This window comes from Bacillus sp. SRB_8, from assembly GCF_003264205.1.
Taxonomy (GTDB): Bacteria; Bacillota; Bacilli; order Bacillales; family Bacillaceae_G; genus Bacillus_A; species Bacillus_A mycoides.
Genome location: NZ_NADT01000026.1, coordinates 414,848 through 440,088 on the forward strand (window position 1 = coordinate 414,848; position 25,241 = coordinate 440,088).

Here is a 25,241-nt window from a genome sequence, read left to right on the forward strand (position 1 = left end):
ATATATGTTAACGACAAACATTGAGCTGAAACCAAAAGTGAAAGCGTTTTTAAATGAAGAAATTAAAATGTTTATTAATGGTGAATTTGTTTCTTCAATAAGTGGAAAGACGTTTGAAACATACAATCCAGCAACAGAAGATGTTCTAGCAGTCGTATGTGAAGCGCAAGAAGAAGATGTTGATGTCGCAGTAAAAGCGGCAAGATTTGCTTTTGAATCAGGCCCGTGGGCAGAGATGACTACTGCTGAAAGAGCACACCTTATTTATAAATTAGCAGATTTAATTGAAGAGCATAGAGAAGAATTAGCACAGCTGGAAGCTTTAGATAATGGAAAACCATATCAAGTAGCACTTGATGATGATATTTCAGCGACTGTAGAAAATTACCGCTATTACGCGGGATGGGCTACAAAAATTATTGGTCAAACCATTCCAATTTCAAAAGACTATTTAAATTACACACGCCATGAACCGGTTGGCGTTGTAGGTCAAATTATCCCGTGGAATTTTCCGCTCGTTATGTCTTCTTGGAAAATGGGAGCCGCTCTTGCGACGGGTTGTACGATTGTATTAAAACCAGCAGAGCAAACACCTTTATCTTTACTATATACAGCGAAGCTTTTTAAAGAAGCTGGTTTTCCAAACGGTGTCGTAAACTTTGTACCAGGTTTCGGTCCTGAAGCAGGATCGGCAATTGTAAACCATCATGATATTGATAAAGTAGCTTTCACAGGTTCAACAGTTACAGGGAAATATATTATGCGTCAATCTGCAGAAACAATTAAACATGTAACGTTAGAACTTGGTGGTAAGTCACCAAACATCATTTTAGAAGACGCTGACTTAGAAGAAGCGATTAACGGTGCGTTCCAAGGCATTATGTATAATCATGGTCAAAATTGTAGCGCAGGATCTCGAGTTTTCGTTCATCGGAAGCATTATGAAATAGTCGTAAATGAACTTGTAAAAATGGCGAATGACGTGAAGCTAGGGGCAGGTATGGAGGCGGAAACTGAAATGGGACCGCTCGTATCTAAAAAACAACAAGAGCGTGTGCTAAATTACATTGAACAAGGAAAATCTGAAGGTGCTACTGTTGCAGCTGGTGGTAAACGTGCATTTGAAAAAGGTTATTTTGTACAGCCAACAGTATTCACAAATGTTACAGACGATATGACAATCGTTAAGGAAGAAATTTTCGGACCAGTTGTCGTTGTACTCCCGTTCGATTCGACAGAAGAAGTAATTGAAAGAGCAAATCGCTCGTCTTACGGGCTTGCTGCGGGCGTATGGACACAAAATATTAAAACCGGACATCAAGTTGCCAATAAATTAAAGGCAGGAACAGTGTGGATTAATGATTATAACTTAGAAAATGCAGCTGCACCATTTGGTGGATATAAGCAATCTGGTATCGGACGTGAATTAGGTTCATACGCCCTTGATAACTATACAGAAGTGAAAAGTGTTTGGGTAAATATAAAGTAATAGAGAGTCTAACTGTTAATAAATAGAGGGATGAAATAATGAGAGATGCGGACAACTGGAAGGTTTAATAATAGTTGTCCGTTTTCTTATATATAAAATTGCTTTTTCAAAAGAATTATAAGGGGGATTTGGATGGAGCAGTTAGTAGAATGGTTAGTAGGGCAAGTTTGGAGTATTGGCTTAGTTGTTTTCGCATTAGGAGCAGGAGTGTATTTCACAATTGCAACTCGTTTTTTACAAATTCGCTATTTTAAGGAGATGATTAAATTATTATTTGAAGGGAAGAGCTCGGAGACTGGGATATCATCCTTTCAAGCATTTTGTTTGGCGTTATCAGGTAGGGTTGGAATTGGTAATATCGCAGGAGTAGCGACAGCTATCGCTTTCGGCGGACCTGGAGCTGTATTTTGGATGTGGGTGATGGCATTATTAGGAGCAGCTAGTGCATTTGTTGAATCAACATTAGCACAAGTATATAAAAGTAAAGTAGGCAATGAATACCGTGGTGGTACGCCATATTTCATTGAGAAAGGCTTGAAAATGAAATGGTTTGCGGTCATTGTAGCGGTCGTTGTAACACTATCATATGGCGTTTTATTACCAGGTATTCAATCGAGTAGTATCGCAGTTGGATTTGAAAATTCTAATGGTATTAGCAAATATATAACTGGTATATTGTTAGTCGTATTATTAGCAGCTATCATTTTTGGTGGCGTAAAGAGAATTGCGGGCGTTTCTCAAATGCTAGTTCCATTTATGGCAATTGGTTATGTAATTGTTACATGTATCGTATTAATTGCGAATGTAACGGAAATTCCAAGTATGTTTGCTTTAATTTTCTCAAGTGCTTTTGGTGTAAATGAAATGTTTGGCGGCATCGTCGGCGCAGCTATTGCATGGGGTGTAAAGCGTGCTGTATTTTCAAATGTTGCTGGTGTTGGAGAAGCAACGTATAGCTCTGCCGCTGCTGAAGTATCACATCCTGCAAAACAAGGGCTAGTTCAAGCGTTTTCTGTATATATTGATACAATTGTAGTATGTACAGCGACAGCTCTTATGATATTAATAACAGGTATGTATAATGTAATACCTGAAGGGAAAAGCGCTATTGTAAAGAATATGGGAAATGTAGATGCAGGTCCAATCTATACACAACAAGCAGTTGAAACTGTTATGACAGGATTTGGTCCATTATTTATTTCAATCGCAATCTTCTTTTTTGCATTTACAACTTTACTCGCGTACTACTATATCGCTGAAACGACACTCACTTATTTAGATCGTGACCTCAAATATAGCTGGTTAAAACCAGTTTTGAAAATTGGGTTTTTAATTATGGTTTACATCGGTAGCGTAGAATCAGCTTCGCTATTATGGAACCTTGGAGATTTAGGAATCGGTAGTATGGCATGGTTAAACTTACTCGCGATTCTATTATTAAGTAAAACGGCATTAAAAGTGTTAAAAGACTATGAAACGCAGAAAAAAGAAGGGAAAGATCCAGTGTTTGATCCTAAAAATGTGGGAATTGAAGGTTTAACATTTTGGGAAGAAAGAAGTAAAGAGGTTGAAAGGAAAAATTCTAAAGAAAAAGTGTCAGTAGATAATGGGCTGAAACTGTAGATGTGCAAATTTAAAAGTGAAATAAACTGAAAATTCATTCTATTTTTTAAAGTAAATATTTGTATATGTCCTTTATTTTATCTCATACTAAAGTAAGTGTGAATAAAATGAATGGAGGATATACGATGGAAAATCAACAATATGGCTCTATAAATGATGTATTACTTGATTATAAAGAAGGTATAGGGAATTTTACGCAACAAATCCCTGAAATTGCAGAAACATATAACGCTTTTACACAAGCATGTTTTCAGGAGGGTACATTAACTAAAAGAGAAAAGCAGCTCATTGCATTAGGGATTAGTTTAGCAACACAAGACGAATATTGTACGATTTATCATACGAAGGGCTGTATTGACCAAGGATGTTCTGATAAAGAAATTTTAGAAGCTTGTGGTGTTTCAGCCGCGTTTGCTGGGGGAGCTGCAATGAGTCAGGCAGTAACCTTAGTACAAGAATGTCTGGTGGAATTGAAACATCAAAATCATTAAACAAGAAAAAGCCCTCCTTAAAATATTCTTTTAAGGGGGACTTTCTAGTTTAGTCTAATTTTTTTGAAAGAGTTTCAATTGTTTCATATAGTCGATAGCTTTTGTTTTATTACTCTGTTTAGAAACATAGTGTGCCTCGTTTAAATTTCTATAAAAACTATTAAATATTTCTTCAGAAAGTATGCCGTCAGAGATAGCTTTTTTTACTGCACAGTGTGGTTCATTTGTATGCGAACAATTAGAAAATTTACATTTCCGAGATATACCCGCAATATCTTCATATCCAAAATCAAAGTTACCTTTATGTTCTATCAAGTCAAATCCCATTTTAATATTCTATATTTTTATAAATCGATGTCTCTATATTAGGGAGAAGTGTGTATATGCTCTTACCAATTAAAGATTCTAATTCTTTCTTAATTGCATAGAATCCCTTCCAATGTAAAGAAGTATGAGAGGTTGTGCCATGACGTAAACCAACTGAAACCAATCTTTTTTCAAGAGTAGTAAAGCCTTCCGCATCAGCAAGTGCGTCACAAAGGGTAATCACCTTATTGTATAAGTCGTAGTCACTGTTTTCATTCAATATTTCAATTAATCGGCTTTCCATATAATCAGGAACAATGCTCCACTCTGCCGCGATATCTAAATGCTCATTTTTGCAAGGAAATGAATGCGTCACACATATAATGGCGTTTCCTGTATACCCTAAATCATTCATATACATATAACCATCATAGGAATGAATAACAGATTTAGTAAAACCTTTATATCTTCCTATGTCATGCAGGAGGGCAGCGTTGTATGCTATATCAGCATTTAGGTCGTACCCATTATTAATAAGTTCATCAACTATCTTTTCAGTTGCAAGGGCAACATTACGTGAATGATCGAACCACGGACCTGGGTTTTGTTCATATGCCCACTGGAGTAATTCTCTTGCATATTTCCTATCTAATATATATTTCATATAGGTATCCTTTCTCTAAAAAATCATATATTTAATAATTTCATCTTAGTATTTCATTATTCCTGCTTTAAAAATTGTTACAATGAAACAAAAGGGGGAAAAGGAATGCGAAGTATAGTAATAGAAGAAATTAAACGACTTGATGAAGACCTTGAAGAGCTTTCTGAACTGTTGAAAACTGTAGTAAATGATGAGGCGTCAATTGGTTTTTTACCTCCACTGGAACAAAAAGAAGCAACAAATTATTGGCAAACTGTATTAGCACCAGAAGTGATATTGTATGTTGCTAAAATAAACAATGAAGTGGCAGGGAGTATTCAATTACATTTAGTTACAAAGCCTAATGGGATACATAGAGCTGAAATTTGCAAGTTAATGACTCATCCAAATTATAGACGAAATGGTATTGGGCGTTTACTTATGCAAAAAGCAGAAGAACGGGCAAAGCAAGAAAACAGATCTCTTTTAGTATTAGATACTAGAGAAGGAGATTCTTCCAATAGATTGTACAAGTCATTAGGCTTTCAAGAATCCGGTAAAATACCGGGGTATGCAATTTCTCCGAATGGTGAGTTAGATGCAACGGTTATTTATTATAAAATGATTTAGTATTTTTATTTAAAAAGAGGGATATTTTCAAACCACAAAGTTGTTATTAGGTCTGAGTATTGATTTATAAAAAGATTGATAAACCCCTGTATAATAGGGGTTTTCTTTTCATTCATTAACTTTATATTGAATGTTCAATTTGAGGGCCAATTTGTATAAGGTTTTAATAGGTTTATAAGAGGTATTATTTAAATAGGAATTTTGAAGTCTTTTGGTGAATATTAAATGTTAATCTAAAAGATGGAGGTTGCTGTGATGTTGAAACTGTTTCAATATAACTGGCAAGTTCGTGATGATTGGTTTACATTGTGCGAAGACATGTCGGCTGAAGAACTGGTAAAGAAACGGGTCGGTGGGTTCGGCAGTATACTACATACCCTATTTCACATTGTAGATGTGGAATATATGTGGATCTTAGGTTTGCGAGGTGAACCAGTGCCTGAGGAGCCATTGTTTGAAGATTATGCTAGCTTGCAAAAAGTGAAAAATCTTTCGGATCAATACCACGAGAAAGTGAAGCCATTTGTGACCTCTTGGACAAATGAAATGGATTCTCGGAAACTTTCAGAAACTGATTTCAATGAAGAACCGATTAGCTCTAGAGACGCCCCAATCAGGCGCCGAGTCATTGAATGTACACACGGAGAGATAATACGTCATGTCATTGTCCATGAAATCCACCATATCGGCCAGTTATCTATATGGGCACGTGAGATAGGAAAGGAGCCAGTTTCCACAAATCTGAGAGGGAGAGGGCTATTTGATAACTAGACTACCTTTGCCAATTTCGTAATTTATTTATAAACGAATGGTTTAATTGAGTATATTTAAAGCGTGTTTAGATCAATCTTTTTCAAAACACACTTTTTCTTTGTATTATTTTATCTAGGTTTATAGAGTTAATGTAATCAAACTTTTTTCGAAGCTACACTGTGATATATAATTGTAAGTAATTATTAACTACTTTAACGCCGTTTGTATTTTCAGACGGTGTTATAAGTATTTAACAGTAAAACGACAAAATAAATAATAGATTTGATAACTGGTAATTAAAATGCGTGAAGAATTGATATTTTTGTAGCTAGAAGAATTTGAGAAAGTTTTTAGAGGGTTCTTTTAGTAATACTCTTCCACTTATAATGGATGTAGAGAAGATGACTAGGCAACTATAGTTATTTTTATTTCATTTTTGGGAAGGGGATGAAAGAATGAAAAAGACAAGTTTACAAAAGGTGAAGAAGGTTATATTAAGTGGCGGGATATTACTTACGGGGTTATTAACATTTGGATTTTCAGAAAAGGCTTCAGCACATGGGTATGTAGAATCACCAGCGAGCCGATCTTATTTATGTAAGCAAGGGGTAAATGTAAATTGCGGTCCAGTTCAATATGAACCACAAAGTGTAGAAGGAATAGGGGGTTTTCCGCAATTAGGACCTTCTGATGGACAAATCGCAGGAGCTGGCCATTTTCCTGCTTTAGACGTTCAAGCAGTTGATAGGTGGAAGAAAGTTACGTTAAACGGCGGGATGAATACATTCAAGTGGAAACTAACCGCTCCTCATAGTACGAAAGAATGGAAATACTACATTACAAAGAAGGATTGGAATCCAAATATGCCTTTAACAAGGTCTAGTTTAGATTTAGTGCCGTTCTATGTGAAAAATGATGGCGGAGTTAGACCGGGGACAACAGTAACGCATGAAGCAAATGTACCAACTGACCGTAATGGCTACCATCTTATTTTAGCTGTTTGGGAGATTGCGGACACTGGAAATGCGTTTTATCAAGTTATTGATGTGAACCTTGTGAATAATGGTTTAAATTCCAATTTTGCTTTTAACAATGTAGTGCAAGTTCCTAAACTATTTTAAATTAAATATACATTTTGATCATCTAATTCATTTTAGATGATTTTTTTTATGAAAAATATAGAAGAAACTGCAATTATTTATAAAAAAATGTGTCTAAAATATTGTCATATTTGCTTCTTTAAGATATCCTTTTCATGAAGAGGTGGAAAACATGGAAAAAGTACTAGTTTTCGGGCATAAAAACCCAGATACAGATGCAATTTGTTCTGCGATTGCTTATGCAGAATTGAAAAAAGAATTAGGAATGAATGCTGAGCCTGTACGTTTAGGCGAAATCAGTGGTGAAACTCAATTTGCGTTAGACTCTTTTAAAGTAGAAGGACCGCGTTTTGTTGAGACAGTAGCAAACGAAGTGGACAACGTTATTTTAGTTGACCATAACGAGCGTCAACAAAGTGCTAACGATATCGAATCTGTTCGTGTGTTAGAAGTTATTGACCATCACCGTATTGCTAACTTTGAAACAAGCGATCCTATTTACTACCGTTGTGAGCCAGTTGGATGTACAGCTACAATCTTAAACAAAATGTACAAAGAAAATGGCGTTACAATTCGTAAAGAAGTTGCTGGTTTAATGTTATCTGCAATCATTTCAGATTCTTTACTATTCAAATCTCCAACTTGCACAGAACAAGACGTAGCAGCAGCTCGTGAATTAGCGGAAATCGCTGGTGTAGATGCAGATAGCTACGGCTTAGAAATGTTAAAAGCTGGTGCTGATTTAAGCGGAAAAACAATGGAGCAATTAATCTCTCTTGACGCTAAAGAATTCCAAATGGGTAACGCGAAAGTTGAAATCGCACAAGTAAACGCTGTTGATACAAACGACGTTCTTGTACACCAAGCAGAACTTGAAAAAGTTATCACTACAGTAGTAGAAGAAAAAGGTTTGGACCTATTCTTATTCGTTGTAACTGATATCTTAACTAACGATTCTGTTGGTCTTGCGATTGGTAAAGCAACAAACGTTGTTGAGAAAGCTTACAACGTAACATTACAAAACAACACAGCTACTTTAAAAGGTGTTGTATCTCGTAAAAAACAAATCGTTCCTGTATTAACAGAAACATTCCAAGCTTAATATTATTGAGTATGGATAAAAGAAAGGACAAGTAGTCATATTGGCTACTTGTCCTTTTTATTATAAAATTACAGAAGAGCCTATTGGATGGAAATAAAAAAGGATAGCAATAGCTATCCTTCTTATCATTTATTCATAAGATCGTTTCTTATTTATATAAAATGTGATAATAGCTGCAATAATGAAAATAGGTATTGCGTACGCTTGCCCAACAAAGAATTTCCAACCTACAGTATTATAGCCCTCAGATGCTGGAATGATAATCGCGATGATACAAACAATAATATAAGCTAATAATGCTGGGAGTATATTTTTCATAGTTGTTCACCTCCTTTTTATACTATATTTATATATTGTGCTATTGAATAGAGATTGGGAGATTAAGTGTACTTGATTTTACGAAATCTTTACAAATTCACTAAAGGATGAGGAGTCTGCATGCTGTATGAAAGTAACTTTAGTACGGTGTGTTTATGTAATAATACATATGCTTAATAGACTGTTCTGAAATAAATTAAACCAAATATAGGATATAATGTAATTTTATCTTTCGAGATAAGTATATAGTATTCTGTAAAAAAAATGTACTGAAAAATTGATATTTCATAAGAAATATAGAATCGAGGTAAGAAATAACGATGAAAAGGTTATGCATAATTCCATGCGGAAAGAAGAAAATTTGGGATAAGTACTCAGATTACGGAGAGGCAGAGGCAAAAGATGTATATATTAGTCCATTCGGAAAAGCATGTCAGGCGTATGCAACTGAGTTTTTCGAGAATTGGGTTATATTATCAGCAAAGCATGGATTTTTAAGACCAAATGATATTGTAAAGGGAAATTATGATCTTGCATTTGATTCAAATAGTAATGAGATTATTAGCATAGATCAATTAAAACAACAGATGATTGATAAAGATTTACTTCAGTTTGATGAAATAGTATTACTTGCAGGGAAGAAGCATAAAAAAGTTGTGACGAAGCTATATCCAGAAGAAATCATTACATATCCATTAGAAGGGTGTAAAGGAATTGGGTATATGTTGCAGAGGTTGAATGGGGCAGTGGAAGCGCAGAAGGAAGTATAGGGATAAATTAGTAATATAGATTCAAATTAATACATTTAAAATAGACTAGTAAACAAGCCTTTTTACGTTTTTAAACATAGAATATGATGAACGCTATTGAGGGGAGAGTCATATTCATGTGTAATAATTGTGGTTGTAGACGCAGAGATTGTAATAGATTTTGGGATGATTTAATGTTTGGAAGATGTAGACGCAGAGATTGTGATGATTGTGGTTGTAGACGTAAACGTGACTGTGATTGTGATGATTGCCGTCGCAATCGTAAACGTGACGACGATGATGATAAATGTCGTAAGTGGTAATATTTTAAAAAGAGTACTTCGAAGTAAGTACTCTTTTTGTGTATAAACCTTTTAAATTCCATCTTGAACAGATTTTTTTTCAATTTCCCATGAATCCTGTTTTATAATCTTTAAAGCTACATTAGTACCATTAGATTCCTTATAAAAGATATATCCGTGGTTTGATTTAACGTAAGTTAAAGGCTCGCCAATGCAATCTTTAGAACAAGATGTGTTGATAAGTTCAATTAAGGATAGTTCGCTAGGATCGGTTTTACTAGCATCTATAAGTGTATCAAGGTTTGTTTTACGAAAACCTTGTAAGTTTACATCGAAATTCTTTTCTATTTCTCCAGTAACGCTAGTATTCATTACTTCAACTGAATTTTTCTTTTCTAGAAGAAAACCATTTCCATAAAGGAATTTTGTATATCCAAGCCAGGCGATTAAAAATAGTATAAAAAACATACCAGTTGTTTTAAGTTTTCGAAGCCGTTTACTTACGATTGATTCTGAATATTTCATTCAGCCTAATCCTCCAATGTTTTTATTTTAAAGTATGCTTGGGTATATATATTTAGAAGGAGATGAAAGTTAGAGAGTTACTGATTCAAAAAAAGAAAGCATCTGAAGTTAGGTGCTTTCTTTTTGAATACTGTCCGCTATCTGTTAGTTACTTGTTTCATAAGAGGTCTTATTTCTTTAACAGGTGGTTTTTTATCATAGGCATCAACGTAAGAAAAGTAATAATTTAAGTTTCTAAGAAGTCCTTTGCCTATTTTAGAGCTTAAGAAGGGGAATACTTGTCCAGTATAATCATCGAGAGATTTACAGTAGTATTTTTCGTCTAAATATATACTGTATTTACATGTTAGTTCTACTAATGAGTTTCCTTTATCATCAAATATTTCTTTAGAATCAATAATGTCTATTAATGCGAATTTTTCATTCAGATAAACTTTTTTCTTTTTCTCGTGCTTATTTGTGAGAATAAATACGAGACCAATTGCGTTAATCAAACTATTTCCTCCTATAAAAAACGGATATTAATAAAATATATCGATATACGTTAAATGTAAAGAGGAGTGGTGAAATATCATTGATAGAAAACTAAATAAGCCGATTTGTTTTTTCAAATCGGCTTATTTTTATTGAAATACTTGCGGAAATTGTTTTACGATTGCGTCTGTTATCATGTCGGCCATTTCTAATGCCTCTTTTTCAATTTTATCGTATAGTTTTACACTGGCATCATAATCTTTATTTAGGAAGGCAAGTGCTTCCGCTTTCGTTAACGCTAAATGCTCATAAAACATTTTTCTAAATTCTTCTTTTTCTATATATGGATTGATACTAGTTAGAAACTCAACAATTTCGTCTCCATTAGCGTACCATTTCTTTTCTATAGCGGCCGCTGCGTTTTGATCACCAGCTTTTGCGGCTTTAACAAGATCAGCAGCGATTGTTAAGTGGTCTTTAATTAATGCACTATATTTTTTTACTGCATTTTCTCCGTAGAATGGTTCAAGTGATAGCCCCATGTGTGTTGCATTTTGTAGAAGACGTCCAACGGTAACGTTTACGTCGGGCAAGTTAAAGATGATGCCTATAATGGCTAATCGTGTCCAAGCAACGTGTTGTTCCCATAAAGAACGCATATATCCTTTTAGAAAGTTTTCGTTTTTACTAACTCGGTAATTTCGTACAAATGAATCGAAGTTTCCATTAGTGATATGATAAGGGGAGTAATACGATTGCCAATAAGTATACATAAATAGTTACACTCCTTTGAACATGTATATCTCACAATATGATAAACGTTATTTTTAAGTTACGTGTCCAAGAGTTTTTTTGAGAGTTGGAAAAGGAGAAAGTTGAAGGGGAATAAAAAAACACGCTTATGATATATATGAATATAAAGAATTTTAAAATAATAGAGGTCCTGCAAGGGAAATTGCAGGACCTCAAAAGGGTATTGCCGAGATGTCGGACTCGACTACGTAATATTAACATAAAATTCTTTCGAAAAAACCTGGTAAATGTGTCCAAATGAGAAGGGTGCTTTTTAATAAAGTTAAAGGGATCTGCTTCCCGCGGCAGATCCCTTTAACTAGATAATGTTGATGAGCAAAAACTCATCTAGAGTACTTTTATAGTAACAAATGAAATTCACTTTGTGTATTGAGAAAAAATGAATTGCTTGTATGAATGTAGCGGATTTATAGTTTGCTTTTTGGAATTATAATCATTTGTGGAGAGCGGAATAGGGTTCTAAAATGGAGAAAAGACTTTTCAGCCAGGCTACGATACATTGCAATATGTAAGTATAAAAAAAGACCTGCTAATTTAAGCAGGTCAACATAAGGGGTTTATCTAACAGATTATTATATATGGTAACAACTGTATTGTAGTAAGTCTATAAGTTATATGTTGAGAAAATTTGTTTGAATGATATATATTTGGCACATGTATTAACGTTTAAAAAGTTGAGAAAGGAAATTCATAAGCTTGCTATAAGAAAATAAGGGCTGATACTTATAAAATGATTCATATTTCCACGCATCATTATTAGAGAATTGGAGTTGTTTATTTGACGCTTTAGGTTTGTTGGAATTATTGTAACGACTCTTCATAATTTAACCTCCTCAAATTCATATGTATACGATTAGTAGTATTCTAGGAAGGTAAATTAAATGAATATTTATTTTGAAATTCTTTCTTCTTGTGTACTAGATTTGTTTTTTATGTTGGAAAACGTAGGAAGCAAATAGAACTCAAATACTTATAAAATTCAAAGTGGCGAGAATCAGTTTGATGATATAATGGGAATAGATGAAAGATAAAGAAAAGCAGGTGACTCTTTTTTGTTTACAAAAGCACAAGAACTTTTAGCGTCTTATTTCGGTTATTCGTCATTCCGAAGAGGACAAGATGAAACAATTAAAAATGTATTAGATGGGAAAGATACAGTCTGTATTATGCCTACGGGTGGTGGTAAGTCAATTTGTTATCAAATTCCCGCATTAGTATTCGAAGGAACGACATTAGTTATTTCACCTTTGATTTCACTTATGAAAGACCAAGTAGATACATTAGTACAAAACGGTATTTCAGCTACTTATATTAATAGTTCTATTTCTATTACAGAAGCAAATCAACGAATTCAATTAGCGAAACAAGGCCATTATAAGTTACTTTATGTGGCGCCTGAGCGTCTTGATTCAATGGAATTTGTTGATCAACTTATCGATATGAAAATCCCGATGATTGCAATTGATGAGGCGCACTGTATTTCGCAGTGGGGACATGATTTCCGTCCTAGTTATTTACATATACATCGCATATTAGATTATCTTCCAGAAAAGCCGCTCGTATTAGCGTTAACTGCTACGGCAACACCACAAGTTCGTGAAGATATTTGCAACACGCTTGGAATTAATCAAGAAAATACAATTATGACAACGTTTGAGCGCGAGAACTTATCATTCTCTGTCATTAAAGGACAGGATCGTAATGCTTATTTAGCGGATTATATTCGTCAAAATCAGAAGGAATCTGGGATTATATATGCAGCTACAAGAAAAGTTGTCGATCAGTTATATGAAGATTTAGGGAAAGCAGGAGTTTCTGTATCGAAATATCATGCTGGTATGAGCGACCACGATCGAAATGAACAGCAAGAACTCTTTTTACGAGATGAAATAAGTGTTATGGTGGCAACATCTGCATTTGGAATGGGTATAGATAAATCGAATATACGTTACGTTATCCATTATCAACTTCCAAAAAATATGGAAAGTTACTATCAAGAAGCAGGACGTGCTGGTCGTGATGGATTAGATAGTGAATGTATTTTGTTATATTCTTCTCAAGATGTGCAAGTACAACGCTTTTTAATCGATCAATCAACTGGAGAATCACGTTTTTCAAATGAGCTTGAAAAACTCCAAAATATGACTGATTACTGTCATACAGAACAATGTTTACAATCATTTATTTTGCAATACTTCGGAGAAGAGCCGAAGGAAGATTGTGGTCGCTGCGGTAATTGTACGGACGACCGTGAAAGTATCGATGTGACGAGAGAATCCCAAATGGTACTATCTTGTATGATTAGGACGAACCAACGATTCGGAAAGCAAATGATTGCACAAGTATTAACTGGATCTAAAAATAAGAAAGTCATTGAATTTAATTTTCATACTTTGCCAACGTACGGTCTTTTATCAAACCGTAGTGTAAAAGAAGTCAGTGAGTTTATTGAGTTTTTAATTTCAGATGAGTTAATTGCAGTTGAACATGGTACGTATCCAACATTAAAAGTAACGGAAAAAGGAAAAGAAGTATTACTTGGTAAAGAGAATGTTTTACGCAAAGAACGAGTAGAAACGAGACAAATTGTTCAAGACCATCCTTTATTTGAAGTGCTTCGTGAAGTGCGTAAAGAAATTGCACAAGGAGAAGGTGTACCGCCGTTCGTTATTTTCTCTGACCAAACGTTAAAAGATATGTGTGCGAAAATGCCACAAAGTGACTCCGAACTCCTAACTGTAAAAGGAATCGGAGAACACAAACTTGTGAAGTACGGGTCTCACTTCTTACAAGCAGTTCAGCACTTTATTGAGGATAACCCAAACTATGCGGAAACAATTAAGACTGAAGTTGTTTCAGAGAGTAAAAAATCAGGAAAAGCGTCAGCGAATTCTCATTTAGAAACGTATGAAATGTATAAACAAGGCATTGATCTAGATGAAATTGCTAAAGAACGTAGCTTATCAAGACAAACAATTGAAAATCATTTAATTCGCTGCTTTGAAGATGGAATGGAAGTAGACTGGAACAGTTTTGTTCCTGCAGAATATGAATCACTGATTGAAACTGCCGTGCAAAATGCAGAGGGTGGTCTGAAATCGATTAAGGACCAACTTCCAAATGAAGTGAGTTACTTTATGATTCGTGCTTATTTACAAATTAGAAAGTAGAGACATATAAAGGGGATAGGGATTTATGCATCACGTTTTCGTGTATGGCACGTTAAGAAAAGAGCAAACGAATGCTCATTTTATGCAAGGTGCAATATGCATCGCAGACGAAGCATGGACGTATGGTAAATTATTTGATACATACGAAGGGTATCCTGCGATGATTTGTTCAAATGAGGACAAAGTATACGGAGAAGTTTATGAAGTAAATGATGATGTTCTGCAAAAGTTAGATGAACTTGAAGAATACACAGGTAATGCAGAGAGTGATTTATATGACCGAATCACCGAAACGATTTATTTAGGTGATAGAGAAATACGTGCATTTGTGTATATTGCTCAAGATAAAGAGATGCTAAAGAAAGTCATCATTTCTGGTGATTGGGTGGAGTATCAACAAGGAAAATAAAAGCAGCTATAGAGCAGATAGTGGAATCGACCATTATCTGCTTTTCATATTGGTAATTTAAAAATTCTTATTATTTTGATAAATCATAAATATAGAGAAATAAAAATGGTTTTTTTCATGGGTGTCAGAAATTTAGTTTCTCACCTGTAGCAGAAAAATCTAGTGCAGGAGGAGAATAATAATGAACGAATTAAATGTGAAGGAATTTTACCAAAAACAATTCGAACTGTCGAATTACGATATCAATACAGAAAGCTGGTTAGAGCAGGTTGCTAAAGAAGTTCAAGAACAAGTTGGTCATCCATTTCAAGCGATGTTAGAACTAGGAGCAGGAAATGGTAGATTTGCAAGGGCGATGTCTAGGTTACAAGTGAAAATGACTACGGTTGAACTTGTACCAGAGTTAGTTATGTTTGCAAAAGAACATTCTACTAATAATATAGATATTCATTGCGCTGATTTTTATAAAATTAACTTTGAAGAAAAGTTTGATGTTGTTAGTTATTTAGACGGATTTGGTGTAGGAACAGATGATGAGCAATTGATTCTATTAAAACGGATTAAAAATTGGATGAAGGATGATGGATGTGCACTTATTGATATTTATCAACCATTGTATTGGAAAAAAGTAAGTGGACAAGAAATGTTCTTAAGTGTAGCTATGCGAAAATACGAATATGATAGTATAAATGAAAGAATGTTAGATCATTGGTGGGACCCTAATTATCCAAATGATGTAGTAACACAGTCTTTACGATGTTATACGGTAGATGAGATTAGCAATCTATGTGCTGAAGCTGGTTTAAGTATTATGGGATTCTTCCCTGGGGGAGCATATGATTTTGAAAAACGAAAATATAAAGAATTGGCAACATTAAATGAATGTTTGGCATATCGAATTAAATTAAAAAAGAGTAGGGATTAATCTCTACTCTTTTTTAATTTAGAAAATTCTTACTAAAACGATTGACTTTATGAATGGATTTTTAATACAATTATATTTCGACTGAAAAAATTGGAACGGACAGGAGGGAATCATCAAATGAACAACATTTTTGACGAAGAGTTACAAAAAATGAAAGATACTTTAAGTACGATGGATGATCAATTAGAACAGCTTGAAAAAATCCCGGTTTATTATGGAGAAGATTTTAAAGAGCAAATTCTTGAAAGTATGAGGGAGTCTAATAGACAAAGCTTACGTATTGGTGTACATGAGCCGTATTTTGGAAGATTAGACTTTCAGGAGGATGGCAAGGAAGACGTAATGCCGATTTACATCGGTAAAATAGGTGTTTCAGATAAAGATACGATGAAACCAATTGTAATTGATTGGCGTGCACCTGTCGCAAGTATGTTTTATTCATTTACCGGTGGTGAAGAATTAGCATTTTATCATTCACCAGACGGATTAGTAGAAGGCGATGTTTATTTAAAACGAAACATTTCGATTCGAAAGAGAGAACTAGAACGTGTTGTTGATACATATGTGAAAGGAAATGAAGATGTCTCACATGCTGATGATTTTCTTCTATATCGATTAGGTGAGAATAAAGATAATAAATTGAAAGATATCGTTTCGACTATACAATCGGAGCAAAATGATATTATTCGTGCGGAAAGAAACTTACCGTTATTAATTCAAGGGGTTGCAGGGAGCGGAAAAACAACAATCGCTTTACATCGCCTTGCTTTTTTAATTTATGAATATCGTGAACAACTTGAAGCGGAGAGAATGATCGTATTCGCTCCAAACAGTTTGTTTTTAGACTATATTTCAAGTGTACTTCCTGAGTTAGGGGTAGGAAATATTAGTCAAACAACGTTTCCAGATTGGGCATTACGTACGTTAGATGGTTCGGTGAAACTGAAGCAGACAGAAGAAAAATTGAAAGAAGCTTTCTCAATTAATCGCGATGAAAAAAAGGTTATGCTAGGTAAATTGAAAGGCGCGCTGGAATTTAAGTCGTTTATTGAAGAAAGAATGATTCAATTTGAAAAAGATTTAGTGCCAACAAAAGATTTTGAGGCATGGGATAAAGCTGTTATTCCAGTGGAAGACGTTAAAAAATGGATGCAGGTTGAATATAAACACTATCCATTAAAGAAAAGAAGAGAACGTTTAGTCGGCCGTATGAAGCGCTGGATTGAAATTGAGCTTAAAAAGTTTGGAGAAACAAACGAGAAAAAATTACTAAAAAAAGAAGCGACAAAGAGATTGAACACATATATGAATTTTTGGCCGAAAATGAGCCCGCTTTCACTATATAATTCAATGATAAAGAGTAAAGAAATACTCGAAGTATTACCTGAAGAACTTGTTCAAGAAACAGAAAAAAATTGTCGTAAAAAAGAAGTGTATGTAGAAGACTTACCAGCTTTAATTTACATACAACATCGCATAACAGGAATTGAAATTGGACAAAAGTTCCATCACGTCGTTATTGATGAAGCGCAAGATTTCTCGCCATTCCAAGTATATGTATTAAAAGAAATTACACTAGGTAATTCTTTCACTATATTAGGTGATTTATCTCAAGCAATTTATGATTATCAAGGAATTGAAGACTGGGGTGCTTTTAAGGAAGTATTCCAAGAAACAGGTTATTATGAATTGACGAGAAGTTATCGTTCTACAAAAGAAATTATTGAATTCGCGAATGAAATAATTAAAAATGCAGAGATTCCAGTGGGACTCGCAACTCCAGTTTTCCGTAGCGGTGAAGACGTGAAAGTAATTCCGGCAGAGGACCAATTTACTGAAGTTTTAAAGACATTACAGCATTTGCAAACTGAAGATGTGAAAACAATCGCGGTAATTGGAAGAACAGACGATGAATGCCGTGATATATATGAGAAGTTAACAAATGCAGAGTTGACTGTTAATGTCATTGAAGCAGATCAAAGCAAATATGAAGGTGGTATTTCGGTAGTACCTGTATATTTGGCGAAAGGTTTAGAATTTGATGCCGTACTTTTAATCGACGTTGATGAGGAACATTACAAAAATACAAAACATGATGCGAAATTATTGTATGTCGGATGTACGAGATCGCTTCATGATTTATGGATTTTCCATAGTGGGGAAGCGTCGCCATTAATTAAGGGATTAAAATAAATAAAAAAGAGGATTTTCTAGTAATAAACAGAAAAACCTCTTTTTTTCTATATAAAGATATAGGAGGAATGGATATGATTACAAAAGTAATAACAAAAAGAAATTGGGAAATCGCAAAAACAACTAGAGAGATTAATGAAGCCTCACTTAAAGAAGAGGGGTTCATTCATTGTTCATTATTAGACCAAGCTTTAAAAGTTGCGGAAACACATTTCAGTCATGAAGAAGATGTATTATTACTTACAATTGATCCATCCCTAGTAAAAGCAGAAATAAAATATGAACTTGCTTCTAACGGTCAAGAATACCCGCATGTATATGGAGTAATCAATTTTGAGGCAATTGTAGGTGTTGCACCATTTCTTAAAGAAAAGGGAGATTTTTTATTACCAGAGGGACAAAGTTAAGAGTGTTATAGGTATTTAAGTTAGCTAGAAAAGTACAAATCATATCATTTGTGCTTTTTATTGTCTATTTTTTTGAAAAATTATTGTTTTTGTCACACTAATACTGTACGATACATAGTATAAAACACATACTGTATGACATATAGTAATGGAAATGAGGTGGGTGAATGGATACTTTATTAAATTCATTAATTACTGAGCTAAGGAGAGGGACATTGACATTAGCGGTTTTAAGTCAACTAAGAACGCCGCAATATGGATATTCGCTTGTCCAATTATTGGAGCAATCAGGAATCATGATAGATCAAAGTACTTTATATCCACTACTTCGCCGATTAGAAAAGCAGGAGCTAGTGACGAGTAGTTGGGATAAAACGGAGAGTAGACCTCGTAAGTATTATGTTTTAAGTGAATATGGATTAGAGATATTTTTGCAGTTGAAAAAGGAATGGATAAAGGATTCAAAAGAACTTTATAACTTATTAAAGGAGGAGGACGAGAATGAGTTTGATTGATATGTACGTCCAAGAAGTTGCGAAGAGATTACCTGAAAAAAATCGTGAAGATATTACGCTTGAGCTACGGTCGACAATAGAGGATATGTTACCTGATGAATACAATGAGGAAGATGTAAAGAGTGTCCTTGAAAAATTGGGGAGCCCAGTTTCATTGGCTAATGGGTATTTGGATAGACCGATGCATTTAATTGGACCGCGCTATTTTGATGTATATACGACGCTATTAAAAATGATTATACCAATTGCAGCTGTTATCGCACTCATTGCAATGATTGCAGAAAATTTTATAGGCTATACTGGTGATCAAGCAGTATTAAATGTTATTTTACAATTGATAGGTAAAGGCATTGGGGAAATTGTCGAAGTAGGCCTCCATGTATTTTTCTGGTTGACACTTGTATTTGCTATTTTAGAAAGAACAGATAAAGACAAAGGTACCCAACCGTTGACGACAAGTTTAAAAAAATGGACTCCTGATGATTTGAAAAATATCTCGTATGTTCCAAAGAAAAAGTCGATCTCAAAGTTTGAAGTTTTTGGAGGTTTGATGTGGACAGCAGTTTGGGCTACCCTTTACTTTTATGCGAATCATCTTGTTGGCGTATATAATGGTGCAGCAGATGGACTTAAATTTGTCGCACCAACTTTCAATCAAGATGTTTTACTTCAGTATTGGCCAATCGTTGTAATTATGATCGTTTTCGAAATAGGTATATCTCTTTATAAGTTAGTGCAAGGACAATGGACGCAAAAATTGGCAATTGGGAACGCAATCCTACAGTTAGCTGCAACAATAGTATTCATTGTAATCGTAGTAAATCCTCATTTATTTAACGAAGGATTCATTATGTATGTGGCAAATGTGTTTACAATTTCTCCAGAGGAATTTAAAACGTGGTTAATTGGTGGAGGGATAATTATCTTCATATTATCTGCGGTACTAAATGCAATTGATGGTTTTCGAAAATCTAGAATTCGGTTGTAAAAATAAGTTTGTATTATTATTAGGTAGATCAGTTGAAAGAAAGGTACAGAGAAAGATCATTATGAAAGGAAGAAAACAATGATAAGGGAAGCAATGAAAAAAGATGTAACATTTATTTTAGATATTTATAATGATGCAATCCTTAATTCAACAGCTGTATATGCGTACAAACCTGTAACCCTTGAAAATAGAATAGATTGGTATGAACAAAAAAAGGCTGATGGCTATCCAATTTTAGTCTACGAGCTAGATAATAAAGTAGTAGGATTTGCGACATTTGGCCCCTTTAGGGCATGGCCTGCCTATAAATATTCAGTTGAACATTCTGTGTATGTTGATAAGGAATATAGAAAAAATGGAGTTGGGTCCTCTTTAATAGAAGAATTAATTACAATAGCAAAAGAAAGAGAATATATGACCTTAATTGCTGGAATTGACGCAGAAAATGAGAAAAGTATTGCCCTGCATCAAAACTATGGATTTGTTCATGCAGGAACAATAAAAAAAGCCGGTTATAAGTTCAATCGATGGCTAGATTTAGCTTTTTATCAATTGGAGCTTAACGGACCTGGAAATCCTATCGAAGAATAGATGTATTCGTTATGCGTAATAATTAATTTTAAAAGGTAGTGTGAAGAAATTTCATACTACCTTTTTCTTATTGTATTCATGATTATCATTTAACAAAAAAGGATTCTTATATTCTATATCGAATTTTGAGAAGATGATAAAACGATATAAAAAGAGGGATGAATATGCAGGTATACCTTATTATCATCTAGCACATATGACAGGTGGATTACCCACCGCTATAATAAATATTGGTATAATAGGAATGTTTCATAAATTTCCGTTTCTTTATGTAATTGGGGGAAGAGATTTACCTAATCGATTTGATAATAAAGAGGTTGATGAAACAATTCTAGAAGCTTTGAAGTGCTTATATAAAGAATATAAGATGACAAGTCAAACAAACGTTGTAACCGATAATTGAATAAAAACGTTATTTTAATAGCAGGGAGGGGAATAGTGCACCTAAAGGAGTATACCGTTTACAAAAGTGAATCGCTCATATGTATCGGGACTATAAAGGAATGCGCTCAGCATATGGGAGTGTCTGGTGATTTCTAACATAAAAAGAGAGCACAAAGGCTCTCCTTAATGGTTTTGTGATCCGCCAGCAAAACGAAAAGATTCAAGTACTTCAATACATTAGAAATTTTGTGAACATGAAGTACAAGGTCCACCAGTCGGCTGAAATACAACATTGTCAACAAAAGCTGTTGCGCCTTGCCCACCTGTAGCAATATTTTGGAAAGCAACACATGCTGTAGTCACACCAGGAGGTATACACACAACAAGAGTATAATGTTGGAAAAGAGATTGCGGTTGATTCATAACTGGTATAATATGTGGAATATTTAATGGGCCAAGAGTTGCAGCAAGAGGAGGACATCCATGTCCAAGGTCTGGAAAAGATACAGAAGCTATAAGAAATGCATTATCCCTTACATCCGCAGCAAAAGAAAACGTAAAACAACAACCTTCGTCAACATCAACCAATTGATTAATACTTCCACCTGGTCCAATTGACGCAGCTAAGAGACTAAGTGCCCCATTTGAAAGAATACGACCACTATGAGCATTTGGAACACCTACTTCTTCAACATCCCCAATTTGATTCCAACCAGGAACTGGATCGGTTACTAATGGTGGTTCGTCAAATCCAGGATTGTCAAGAACATTAGTACATGGGCAACACGCTACTGCAGTTGCTCCTGTTGCTCCTGTTGGTCCTGTTGGTCCTGTCGGACCCGTTGGACCAATTTCAGGTGGAGGTAAAGGGGGACCAAAACATTCGCATGGAATATGAAATTTCTTATTAAATTTACTCATTTTTACACCATCCTTATCATTCACCCACTTACACTCTATAGCTTATGAATTAGCTAACACGCAAGTATAAGGAAAAAGCCTTTAAAAATAAAAATAAGCATAAGCCCTTATGACACAAATATAAACCCATTCTATAATATATAAGGAACATGGCTTTACTCCAAACAGCACTTATTTTTTGGCCATCTATTTTATTATTAATTACTAGTTTTATCGTCATAAGTTATGCAAGAACAGGGCATGTATCAATGCCGGGATTAATTGGTTTTTCATGTTTTGTTACATATGGTAGATTTGTATTGATTAGTCTATTGAAATGATGCAATAAAAATATGTAAATATTATAAGAATTGAAAGGATGAAATATATATGAAACGTATAGAGAACGGTACACGCACTGAAGGAGAATACATTAAAAATAAATTAATTCAATATAACATGTCTGCGCTGTCAGATGAAGTAAAACAGCCAATGGAACAAGTAAGTTTCGTAGTGAAAGATGAGGAAGGAAAAATCTTTGGCGGGGTAACAGGAACGATGTATTTTTATCATCTTCATATAGATTTTTTATGGGTTGATGAATCTGTTCGTCATGATGGTTATGGTAGTCAATTGTTACATAAAATAGAAGGAATTGCGATGGAAAAAGGATGTAGACTTATTTTACTAGATTCATTTAGTTTCCAAGCACCAGATTTTTATAAAAAGCACGGATACCGAGAATATGGTGTTGTTGAAGATCATCCTAAAGGGCATAGTCAACACTTTTTAGAAAAGAGATTATAATAATATTATGTATACTGGTTGAGGGGAGAAAAAATGTACACGTATAGATTACAACATGAACAACCAATCTGTGTAGAAAAAATAAAGAAACTTTACGATTCTGTAGGTTGGTGGCCAGAAAGAAAAGAAGTCGATATTCAAAAAATGTTAAAGAATAGTATAGCAATTGGAGTATGGGAAGAAAACGAATTAATTGGATTTGCTAGAGTTGTTACTGACGGTGTTTTTCGGGCGTATATTGAAGATGTTGTCGTACATGAGAGTGTAAGAAACAAGGGAATTGGTGAGAAGATGCTTACAATGTTACTTCAAGAGGTATCCCATATTGATATTGTTAGTCTATTTTGCGGAGAGAAACTAATAAAGTTCTATGGTGAACAGCAATTTCAAGTTACGAAGCAAATTGTGATGCATCGTAATCAAATAGTGAAAGAATAAGAGGTGCCAATTAGAATGAATGCAACAAGAGCATATTGTTTATCGAAAAGAAAAGCGACAGAAGATTCTCCAGATGGCTGGAGTGCAACATGTATGAGGTTAAATAATAAAATATTTGCGATAGTGAATCATGAAGAAGGTGAAAAAGCTGCGATTACATTAAAATGTGATCCAGAACTTTCTTTACGAATAAGAGAAGATTACCCAGAAACAATAATTCCTGGATATCATATGAATAAAAAGCATTGGAATACAGTGTACATACATAAGGATGTAGGACAAGAACAAATTAATAAAATGATAGATTGGTCGTATGATTTAGTATTACAATCATTTTCAAAGAAAAAGCAGCAAGAGTTATTGGATTAAATACAAAGTGAAGTCGACTATAAATAGCTAGTAAAATGATTATATTTTACTAGCTATTTGCAGTTTTACATTATATATTAGGAGATTTTGAAATGAATACGAAACGAAATAGATTACTATATGCGGTGTTTACTATAGTTGTTATTATTTTAGGTCTTAGTTCAAGAAAGTTTGCTTTTGCGTTACCAGATTTGTTAAATGGGTACTTAGGTGATGCTTTATGGGCATTAATGATTTTTATTGGATTTGGATTTTTGTTTCCTAAAATAGAAACGAGGAAATTAGCTTTTATTAGTTTGATATTTTGCTACGGGATTGAAATTAGTCAATTGTACCATGCGGAATGGATAGATAGCATTCGAGCAACGACTTTAGGTGGACTCGTATTAGGTTACGGATTTTTATGGAGTGATTTAGTGGCTTACACAATTGGTGTTGGAGTAGGAATGCTTGGTGAGTTTATGCTACGGAAGAAATAAAAGATGTAAAAAGGGGTATTTATGAAAAAAATAATATTAATAGGTTCTGGTGGTTCAGGAAAATCTACATTAGCAAAACAGTTAGGGAATAAATTAAATATTAAGGTGCATCATCTTGATGCACTATTTTGGAAACCAAATTGGGAGGGTGTACCGAAAGAGGAGCAAAGAACGGTTCAAAATGAATTAGTTAAAGGGGAAAAGTGGATTATTGATGGGAATTATGGCGGGACAATGGACATAAGAATTAACGCAGCTGATACAATTATCTTTCTTGATATTCATAGAACAATTTGTGTTTATCGTGCTTTTAAAAGAATTGTACAATATCGGAATAAAACAAGACCGGATATGGGGGCTGGATGTGAAGAAAGATTTGACTTACAATTTTTCAAATGGATATGGGAATATCCTAAGTCGAAAAGACCTGCAATTTTAAAAAGACTCGATCAATTCAATAAGGATAAAAGAATTATTATTTTAAAAACACCAAATGAGGTTCAACGATTCATAAAGGAAGTGCAGTAAGTATAAATTGGTGCATTAAAAACATTAAATTATGTTCCATTTTGAATGGAGGAATAATATTGAATGAAATAATTCGCTTGATTGATTCTTATATGGTAAAAATCCCAGCAGGGGAGATAGTTTTAAGAGACGATCGAATTAAAAGAGAATGGAAGGCCCAAATTAAGCCGTTTCTTCTTGCACAATATACTGTAACGATGGAATTATATTATACTGTTATAAATGAATCATCAAATTTTTTTCTAGGCAATCATAAACCCGTTGTTAATACTTCTTGGAATGATGTGATTATATTTTGTAATTTACTTTCAAAAAAAGCGGGATTAAAAGAATATTATTCTATTAGTGATGGCGGTCAAAAGGTTAGTTGTAATGTAGAGTCCAACGGCTACCGATTACCTTCTGAGGCAGAGTGGCAATATGCATGTAAAGCAGGGACTACTGGGTATACATATGGAGAACTTGATAAGATAGCTTGGTATAATAAAAACTCGGATGGGAAAATTCATGAGGTCGGTAAAAAAGAACCGAATGCATGGGGAGTATATGATATGTTAGGGAACGTTTGGGAATGGTGTTATGATTTGTATGATGAAAAGGTATATGGATCGTACCGGATTTTCCGAGGCGGTAGCTGGGCTGAAGAAGCGAGAGGGTGCGGTGCCACTTGTCGCCGTCGTAGTCATCCTACATTTCATATAGATGATCTCGGTTTTAGGCTTGCTAGGTCAATTTAGCAGGAAAATGATACATATAACTCCATAAAGAGTATGGAAAGTATCCATACTCTTTACAACATAGAAATTTTAAAATTTAAGGA

30 protein-coding genes and 1 pseudogene are annotated in these 25,241 nt (G+C 34.3%); 24 read left to right on the forward strand and 7 right to left on the reverse strand.

Going from position 1 to position 25,241, the window contains the following annotated elements:
* Nucleotides 1-4 precede the first annotated feature (4 nt).
* The 3 genes from B5P40_RS23945 to B5P40_RS23955 all read left to right on the forward strand — a co-directional run bounded on the left by B5P40_RS23945 (nucleotide 5) and on the right by B5P40_RS23955 (nucleotide 3,603).
* Entirely contained in the window at nucleotides 5-1,489 is a 1,485-nt protein-coding gene (locus B5P40_RS23945; protein ID WP_003189783.1) for an aldehyde dehydrogenase family protein, read from the forward strand.
* Between the two features lie 132 nt (nucleotides 1,490-1,621).
* Nucleotides 1,622-3,112 carry an alanine/glycine:cation symporter family protein gene (locus B5P40_RS23950; RefSeq protein ID WP_113710035.1) on the forward strand — a complete coding sequence of 497 codons (1,491 nt, stop codon included), beginning with the start codon at nucleotides 1,622-1,624 and terminating at the stop codon, nucleotides 3,110-3,112.
* Nucleotides 3,113-3,237: 125 nt separating this feature from the next.
* Complete coding sequence (locus B5P40_RS23955) at nucleotides 3,238-3,603, forward strand: carboxymuconolactone decarboxylase family protein (RefSeq protein WP_002168216.1); 366 nt, start codon at nucleotides 3,238-3,240, stop codon at nucleotides 3,601-3,603.
* A 54-nt stretch (nucleotides 3,604-3,657) separates the two neighbouring features.
* Here the strand turns inward: B5P40_RS23955 and B5P40_RS23960 are convergent, their stop codons facing one another.
* Both B5P40_RS23960 and B5P40_RS23965 read right to left on the reverse strand, forming a co-directional pair.
* Nucleotides 3,658-3,930 carry a P-loop NTPase family protein gene (locus B5P40_RS23960; protein ID WP_033713265.1) on the reverse strand — a complete coding sequence of 91 codons (273 nt, stop codon included), beginning with the start codon at nucleotides 3,928-3,930 and terminating at the stop codon, nucleotides 3,658-3,660.
* A gap of 1 nt (nucleotide 3,931) precedes the next feature.
* Nucleotides 3,932-4,573 (reverse strand): HD domain-containing protein, encoded by a 642-nt coding sequence (locus tag B5P40_RS23965; RefSeq protein ID WP_113710036.1) that lies wholly within the window; start codon nucleotides 4,571-4,573, stop codon nucleotides 3,932-3,934.
* 105 nt (nucleotides 4,574-4,678) lie between these two features.
* Between B5P40_RS23965 and B5P40_RS23970 the strand changes: the two genes are divergently transcribed.
* The 4 genes from B5P40_RS23970 (at nucleotide 4,679) to ppaC (ending at nucleotide 8,137) form a co-directional block, all read left to right on the forward strand.
* Nucleotides 4,679-5,182, forward strand: a complete 504-nt coding sequence (locus B5P40_RS23970) for a GNAT family N-acetyltransferase (protein WP_088033551.1) — start codon at nucleotides 4,679-4,681, stop codon at nucleotides 5,180-5,182.
* A gap of 255 nt (nucleotides 5,183-5,437) precedes the next feature.
* Complete coding sequence (locus B5P40_RS23975; protein WP_113710037.1) at nucleotides 5,438-5,953, forward strand: DinB family protein; 516 nt, start codon at nucleotides 5,438-5,440, stop codon at nucleotides 5,951-5,953.
* A gap of 437 nt (nucleotides 5,954-6,390) precedes the next feature.
* Nucleotides 6,391-7,056 carry a lytic polysaccharide monooxygenase gene (locus B5P40_RS23980; RefSeq protein WP_002127752.1) on the forward strand — a complete coding sequence of 222 codons (666 nt, stop codon included), beginning with the start codon at nucleotides 6,391-6,393 and terminating at the stop codon, nucleotides 7,054-7,056.
* A 151-nt stretch (nucleotides 7,057-7,207) separates the two neighbouring features.
* Nucleotides 7,208-8,137, forward strand: a complete 930-nt coding sequence (gene ppaC, locus B5P40_RS23985; RefSeq protein WP_002032629.1) for a manganese-dependent inorganic pyrophosphatase — start codon at nucleotides 7,208-7,210, stop codon at nucleotides 8,135-8,137.
* Nucleotides 8,138-8,266: 129 nt separating this feature from the next.
* Here ppaC and B5P40_RS23990 read toward each other — a convergent pair whose 3' ends face one another.
* Nucleotides 8,267-8,455, reverse strand: coding sequence for a DUF4017 family protein (locus B5P40_RS23990; protein ID WP_002012993.1), 189 nt, complete (start codon nucleotides 8,453-8,455; stop codon nucleotides 8,267-8,269).
* Nucleotides 8,456-8,775: 320 nt separating this feature from the next.
* Between B5P40_RS23990 and B5P40_RS23995 the strand changes: the two genes are divergently transcribed.
* Complete coding sequence (locus B5P40_RS23995; protein WP_002012995.1) at nucleotides 8,776-9,225, forward strand: DUF6884 domain-containing protein; 450 nt, start codon at nucleotides 8,776-8,778, stop codon at nucleotides 9,223-9,225.
* Nucleotides 9,226-9,341: 116 nt separating this feature from the next.
* On the forward strand, nucleotides 9,342-9,527 hold the full coding sequence (locus B5P40_RS32930) for a hypothetical protein (RefSeq protein ID WP_002085081.1): 186 nt from the start codon (nucleotides 9,342-9,344) through the stop codon (nucleotides 9,525-9,527).
* A 51-nt stretch (nucleotides 9,528-9,578) separates the two neighbouring features.
* Here the strand turns inward: B5P40_RS32930 and B5P40_RS24000 are convergent, their stop codons facing one another.
* The 3 genes from B5P40_RS24000 to B5P40_RS24010 all read right to left on the reverse strand — a co-directional run bounded on the left by B5P40_RS24000 (nucleotide 9,579) and on the right by B5P40_RS24010 (nucleotide 11,278).
* Nucleotides 9,579-10,031 carry a hypothetical protein gene (locus B5P40_RS24000; RefSeq protein WP_002012998.1) on the reverse strand — a complete coding sequence of 151 codons (453 nt, stop codon included), beginning with the start codon at nucleotides 10,029-10,031 and terminating at the stop codon, nucleotides 9,579-9,581.
* 137 nt (nucleotides 10,032-10,168) lie between these two features.
* A complete protein-coding gene (locus B5P40_RS24005; protein ID WP_113710038.1) occupies nucleotides 10,169-10,525 on the reverse strand; it encodes a cytoplasmic protein in 357 nt (118 codons plus the stop codon).
* 129 nt (nucleotides 10,526-10,654) lie between these two features.
* Nucleotides 10,655-11,278, reverse strand: coding sequence for a hypothetical protein (locus B5P40_RS24010; protein ID WP_002085083.1), 624 nt, complete (start codon nucleotides 11,276-11,278; stop codon nucleotides 10,655-10,657).
* Nucleotides 11,279-12,370: 1,092 nt separating this feature from the next.
* Between B5P40_RS24010 and recQ the strand changes: the two genes are divergently transcribed.
* The 9 genes and pseudogenes from recQ to B5P40_RS24055 all read left to right on the forward strand — a co-directional run.
* Nucleotides 12,371-14,488 (forward strand): DNA helicase RecQ, encoded by a 2,118-nt coding sequence (recQ, locus tag B5P40_RS24015; protein WP_002013002.1) that lies wholly within the window; start codon nucleotides 12,371-12,373, stop codon nucleotides 14,486-14,488.
* Between the two features lie 25 nt (nucleotides 14,489-14,513).
* Complete coding sequence (locus tag B5P40_RS24020) at nucleotides 14,514-14,897, forward strand: gamma-glutamylcyclotransferase family protein (protein WP_002032638.1); 384 nt, start codon at nucleotides 14,514-14,516, stop codon at nucleotides 14,895-14,897.
* 181 nt (nucleotides 14,898-15,078) lie between these two features.
* Nucleotides 15,079-15,822: a class I SAM-dependent methyltransferase gene (locus tag B5P40_RS24025; protein WP_002168220.1), complete on the forward strand. Its 744-nt coding sequence runs from the start codon at nucleotides 15,079-15,081 to the stop codon at nucleotides 15,820-15,822.
* Nucleotides 15,823-15,939: 117 nt separating this feature from the next.
* The gene (locus B5P40_RS24030) at nucleotides 15,940-18,015 is read left to right on the forward strand and encodes a HelD family protein (protein ID WP_113710039.1); all 2,076 of its coding nucleotides are present in this window, start codon (nucleotides 15,940-15,942) and stop codon (nucleotides 18,013-18,015) included.
* Between the two features lie 74 nt (nucleotides 18,016-18,089).
* On the forward strand, nucleotides 18,090-18,422 hold the full coding sequence (locus tag B5P40_RS24035; RefSeq protein ID WP_002127746.1) for a DUF952 domain-containing protein: 333 nt from the start codon (nucleotides 18,090-18,092) through the stop codon (nucleotides 18,420-18,422).
* Between the two features lie 167 nt (nucleotides 18,423-18,589).
* Nucleotides 18,590-18,937, forward strand: coding sequence for a PadR family transcriptional regulator (locus B5P40_RS24040; RefSeq protein WP_002085093.1), 348 nt, complete (start codon nucleotides 18,590-18,592; stop codon nucleotides 18,935-18,937).
* A complete protein-coding gene (locus B5P40_RS24045) occupies nucleotides 18,924-19,925 on the forward strand; it encodes an HAAS signaling domain-containing protein (protein WP_113710040.1) in 1,002 nt (333 codons plus the stop codon). The genes B5P40_RS24040 and B5P40_RS24045 overlap by 14 nt, the downstream gene beginning before the upstream one ends.
* A gap of 78 nt (nucleotides 19,926-20,003) precedes the next feature.
* On the forward strand, nucleotides 20,004-20,516 hold the full coding sequence (locus tag B5P40_RS24050; RefSeq protein WP_002142071.1) for a GNAT family N-acetyltransferase: 513 nt from the start codon (nucleotides 20,004-20,006) through the stop codon (nucleotides 20,514-20,516).
* Between the two features lie 163 nt (nucleotides 20,517-20,679).
* Nucleotides 20,680-20,919: pseudogene (locus B5P40_RS24055) on the forward strand (serine hydrolase); the annotation flags it as partial.
* Between the two features lie 218 nt (nucleotides 20,920-21,137).
* Here the strand turns inward: B5P40_RS24055 and B5P40_RS24060 are convergent.
* Nucleotides 21,138-21,821 (reverse strand): collagen-like protein, encoded by a 684-nt coding sequence (locus B5P40_RS24060; protein WP_113710041.1) that lies wholly within the window; start codon nucleotides 21,819-21,821, stop codon nucleotides 21,138-21,140.
* 369 nt (nucleotides 21,822-22,190) lie between these two features.
* On the opposite strand from B5P40_RS24060, the gene B5P40_RS24065 reads away from it, so the two are divergent.
* The 6 genes from B5P40_RS24065 (at nucleotide 22,191) to B5P40_RS24090 (ending at nucleotide 25,158) form a co-directional block, all read left to right on the forward strand.
* Entirely contained in the window at nucleotides 22,191-22,607 is a 417-nt protein-coding gene (locus B5P40_RS24065) for a GNAT family N-acetyltransferase (RefSeq protein WP_002142067.1), read from the forward strand.
* 33 nt (nucleotides 22,608-22,640) lie between these two features.
* A complete protein-coding gene (locus tag B5P40_RS24070) occupies nucleotides 22,641-23,045 on the forward strand; it encodes a GNAT family N-acetyltransferase (RefSeq protein ID WP_002032650.1) in 405 nt (134 codons plus the stop codon).
* Between the two features lie 15 nt (nucleotides 23,046-23,060).
* Nucleotides 23,061-23,414 (forward strand): MmcQ/YjbR family DNA-binding protein, encoded by a 354-nt coding sequence (locus B5P40_RS24075; RefSeq protein WP_000994618.1) that lies wholly within the window; start codon nucleotides 23,061-23,063, stop codon nucleotides 23,412-23,414.
* Nucleotides 23,415-23,506: 92 nt separating this feature from the next.
* Entirely contained in the window at nucleotides 23,507-23,893 is a 387-nt protein-coding gene (locus B5P40_RS24080) for a ribosomal maturation YjgA family protein (protein WP_002032651.1), read from the forward strand.
* A gap of 21 nt (nucleotides 23,894-23,914) precedes the next feature.
* Nucleotides 23,915-24,421: a DNA topology modulation protein gene (locus B5P40_RS24085; protein WP_088045070.1), complete on the forward strand. Its 507-nt coding sequence runs from the start codon at nucleotides 23,915-23,917 to the stop codon at nucleotides 24,419-24,421.
* Between the two features lie 59 nt (nucleotides 24,422-24,480).
* Complete coding sequence (locus B5P40_RS24090) at nucleotides 24,481-25,158, forward strand: formylglycine-generating enzyme family protein (protein WP_033709186.1); 678 nt, start codon at nucleotides 24,481-24,483, stop codon at nucleotides 25,156-25,158.
* Nucleotides 25,159-25,241: the final 83 nt, after the last annotated feature.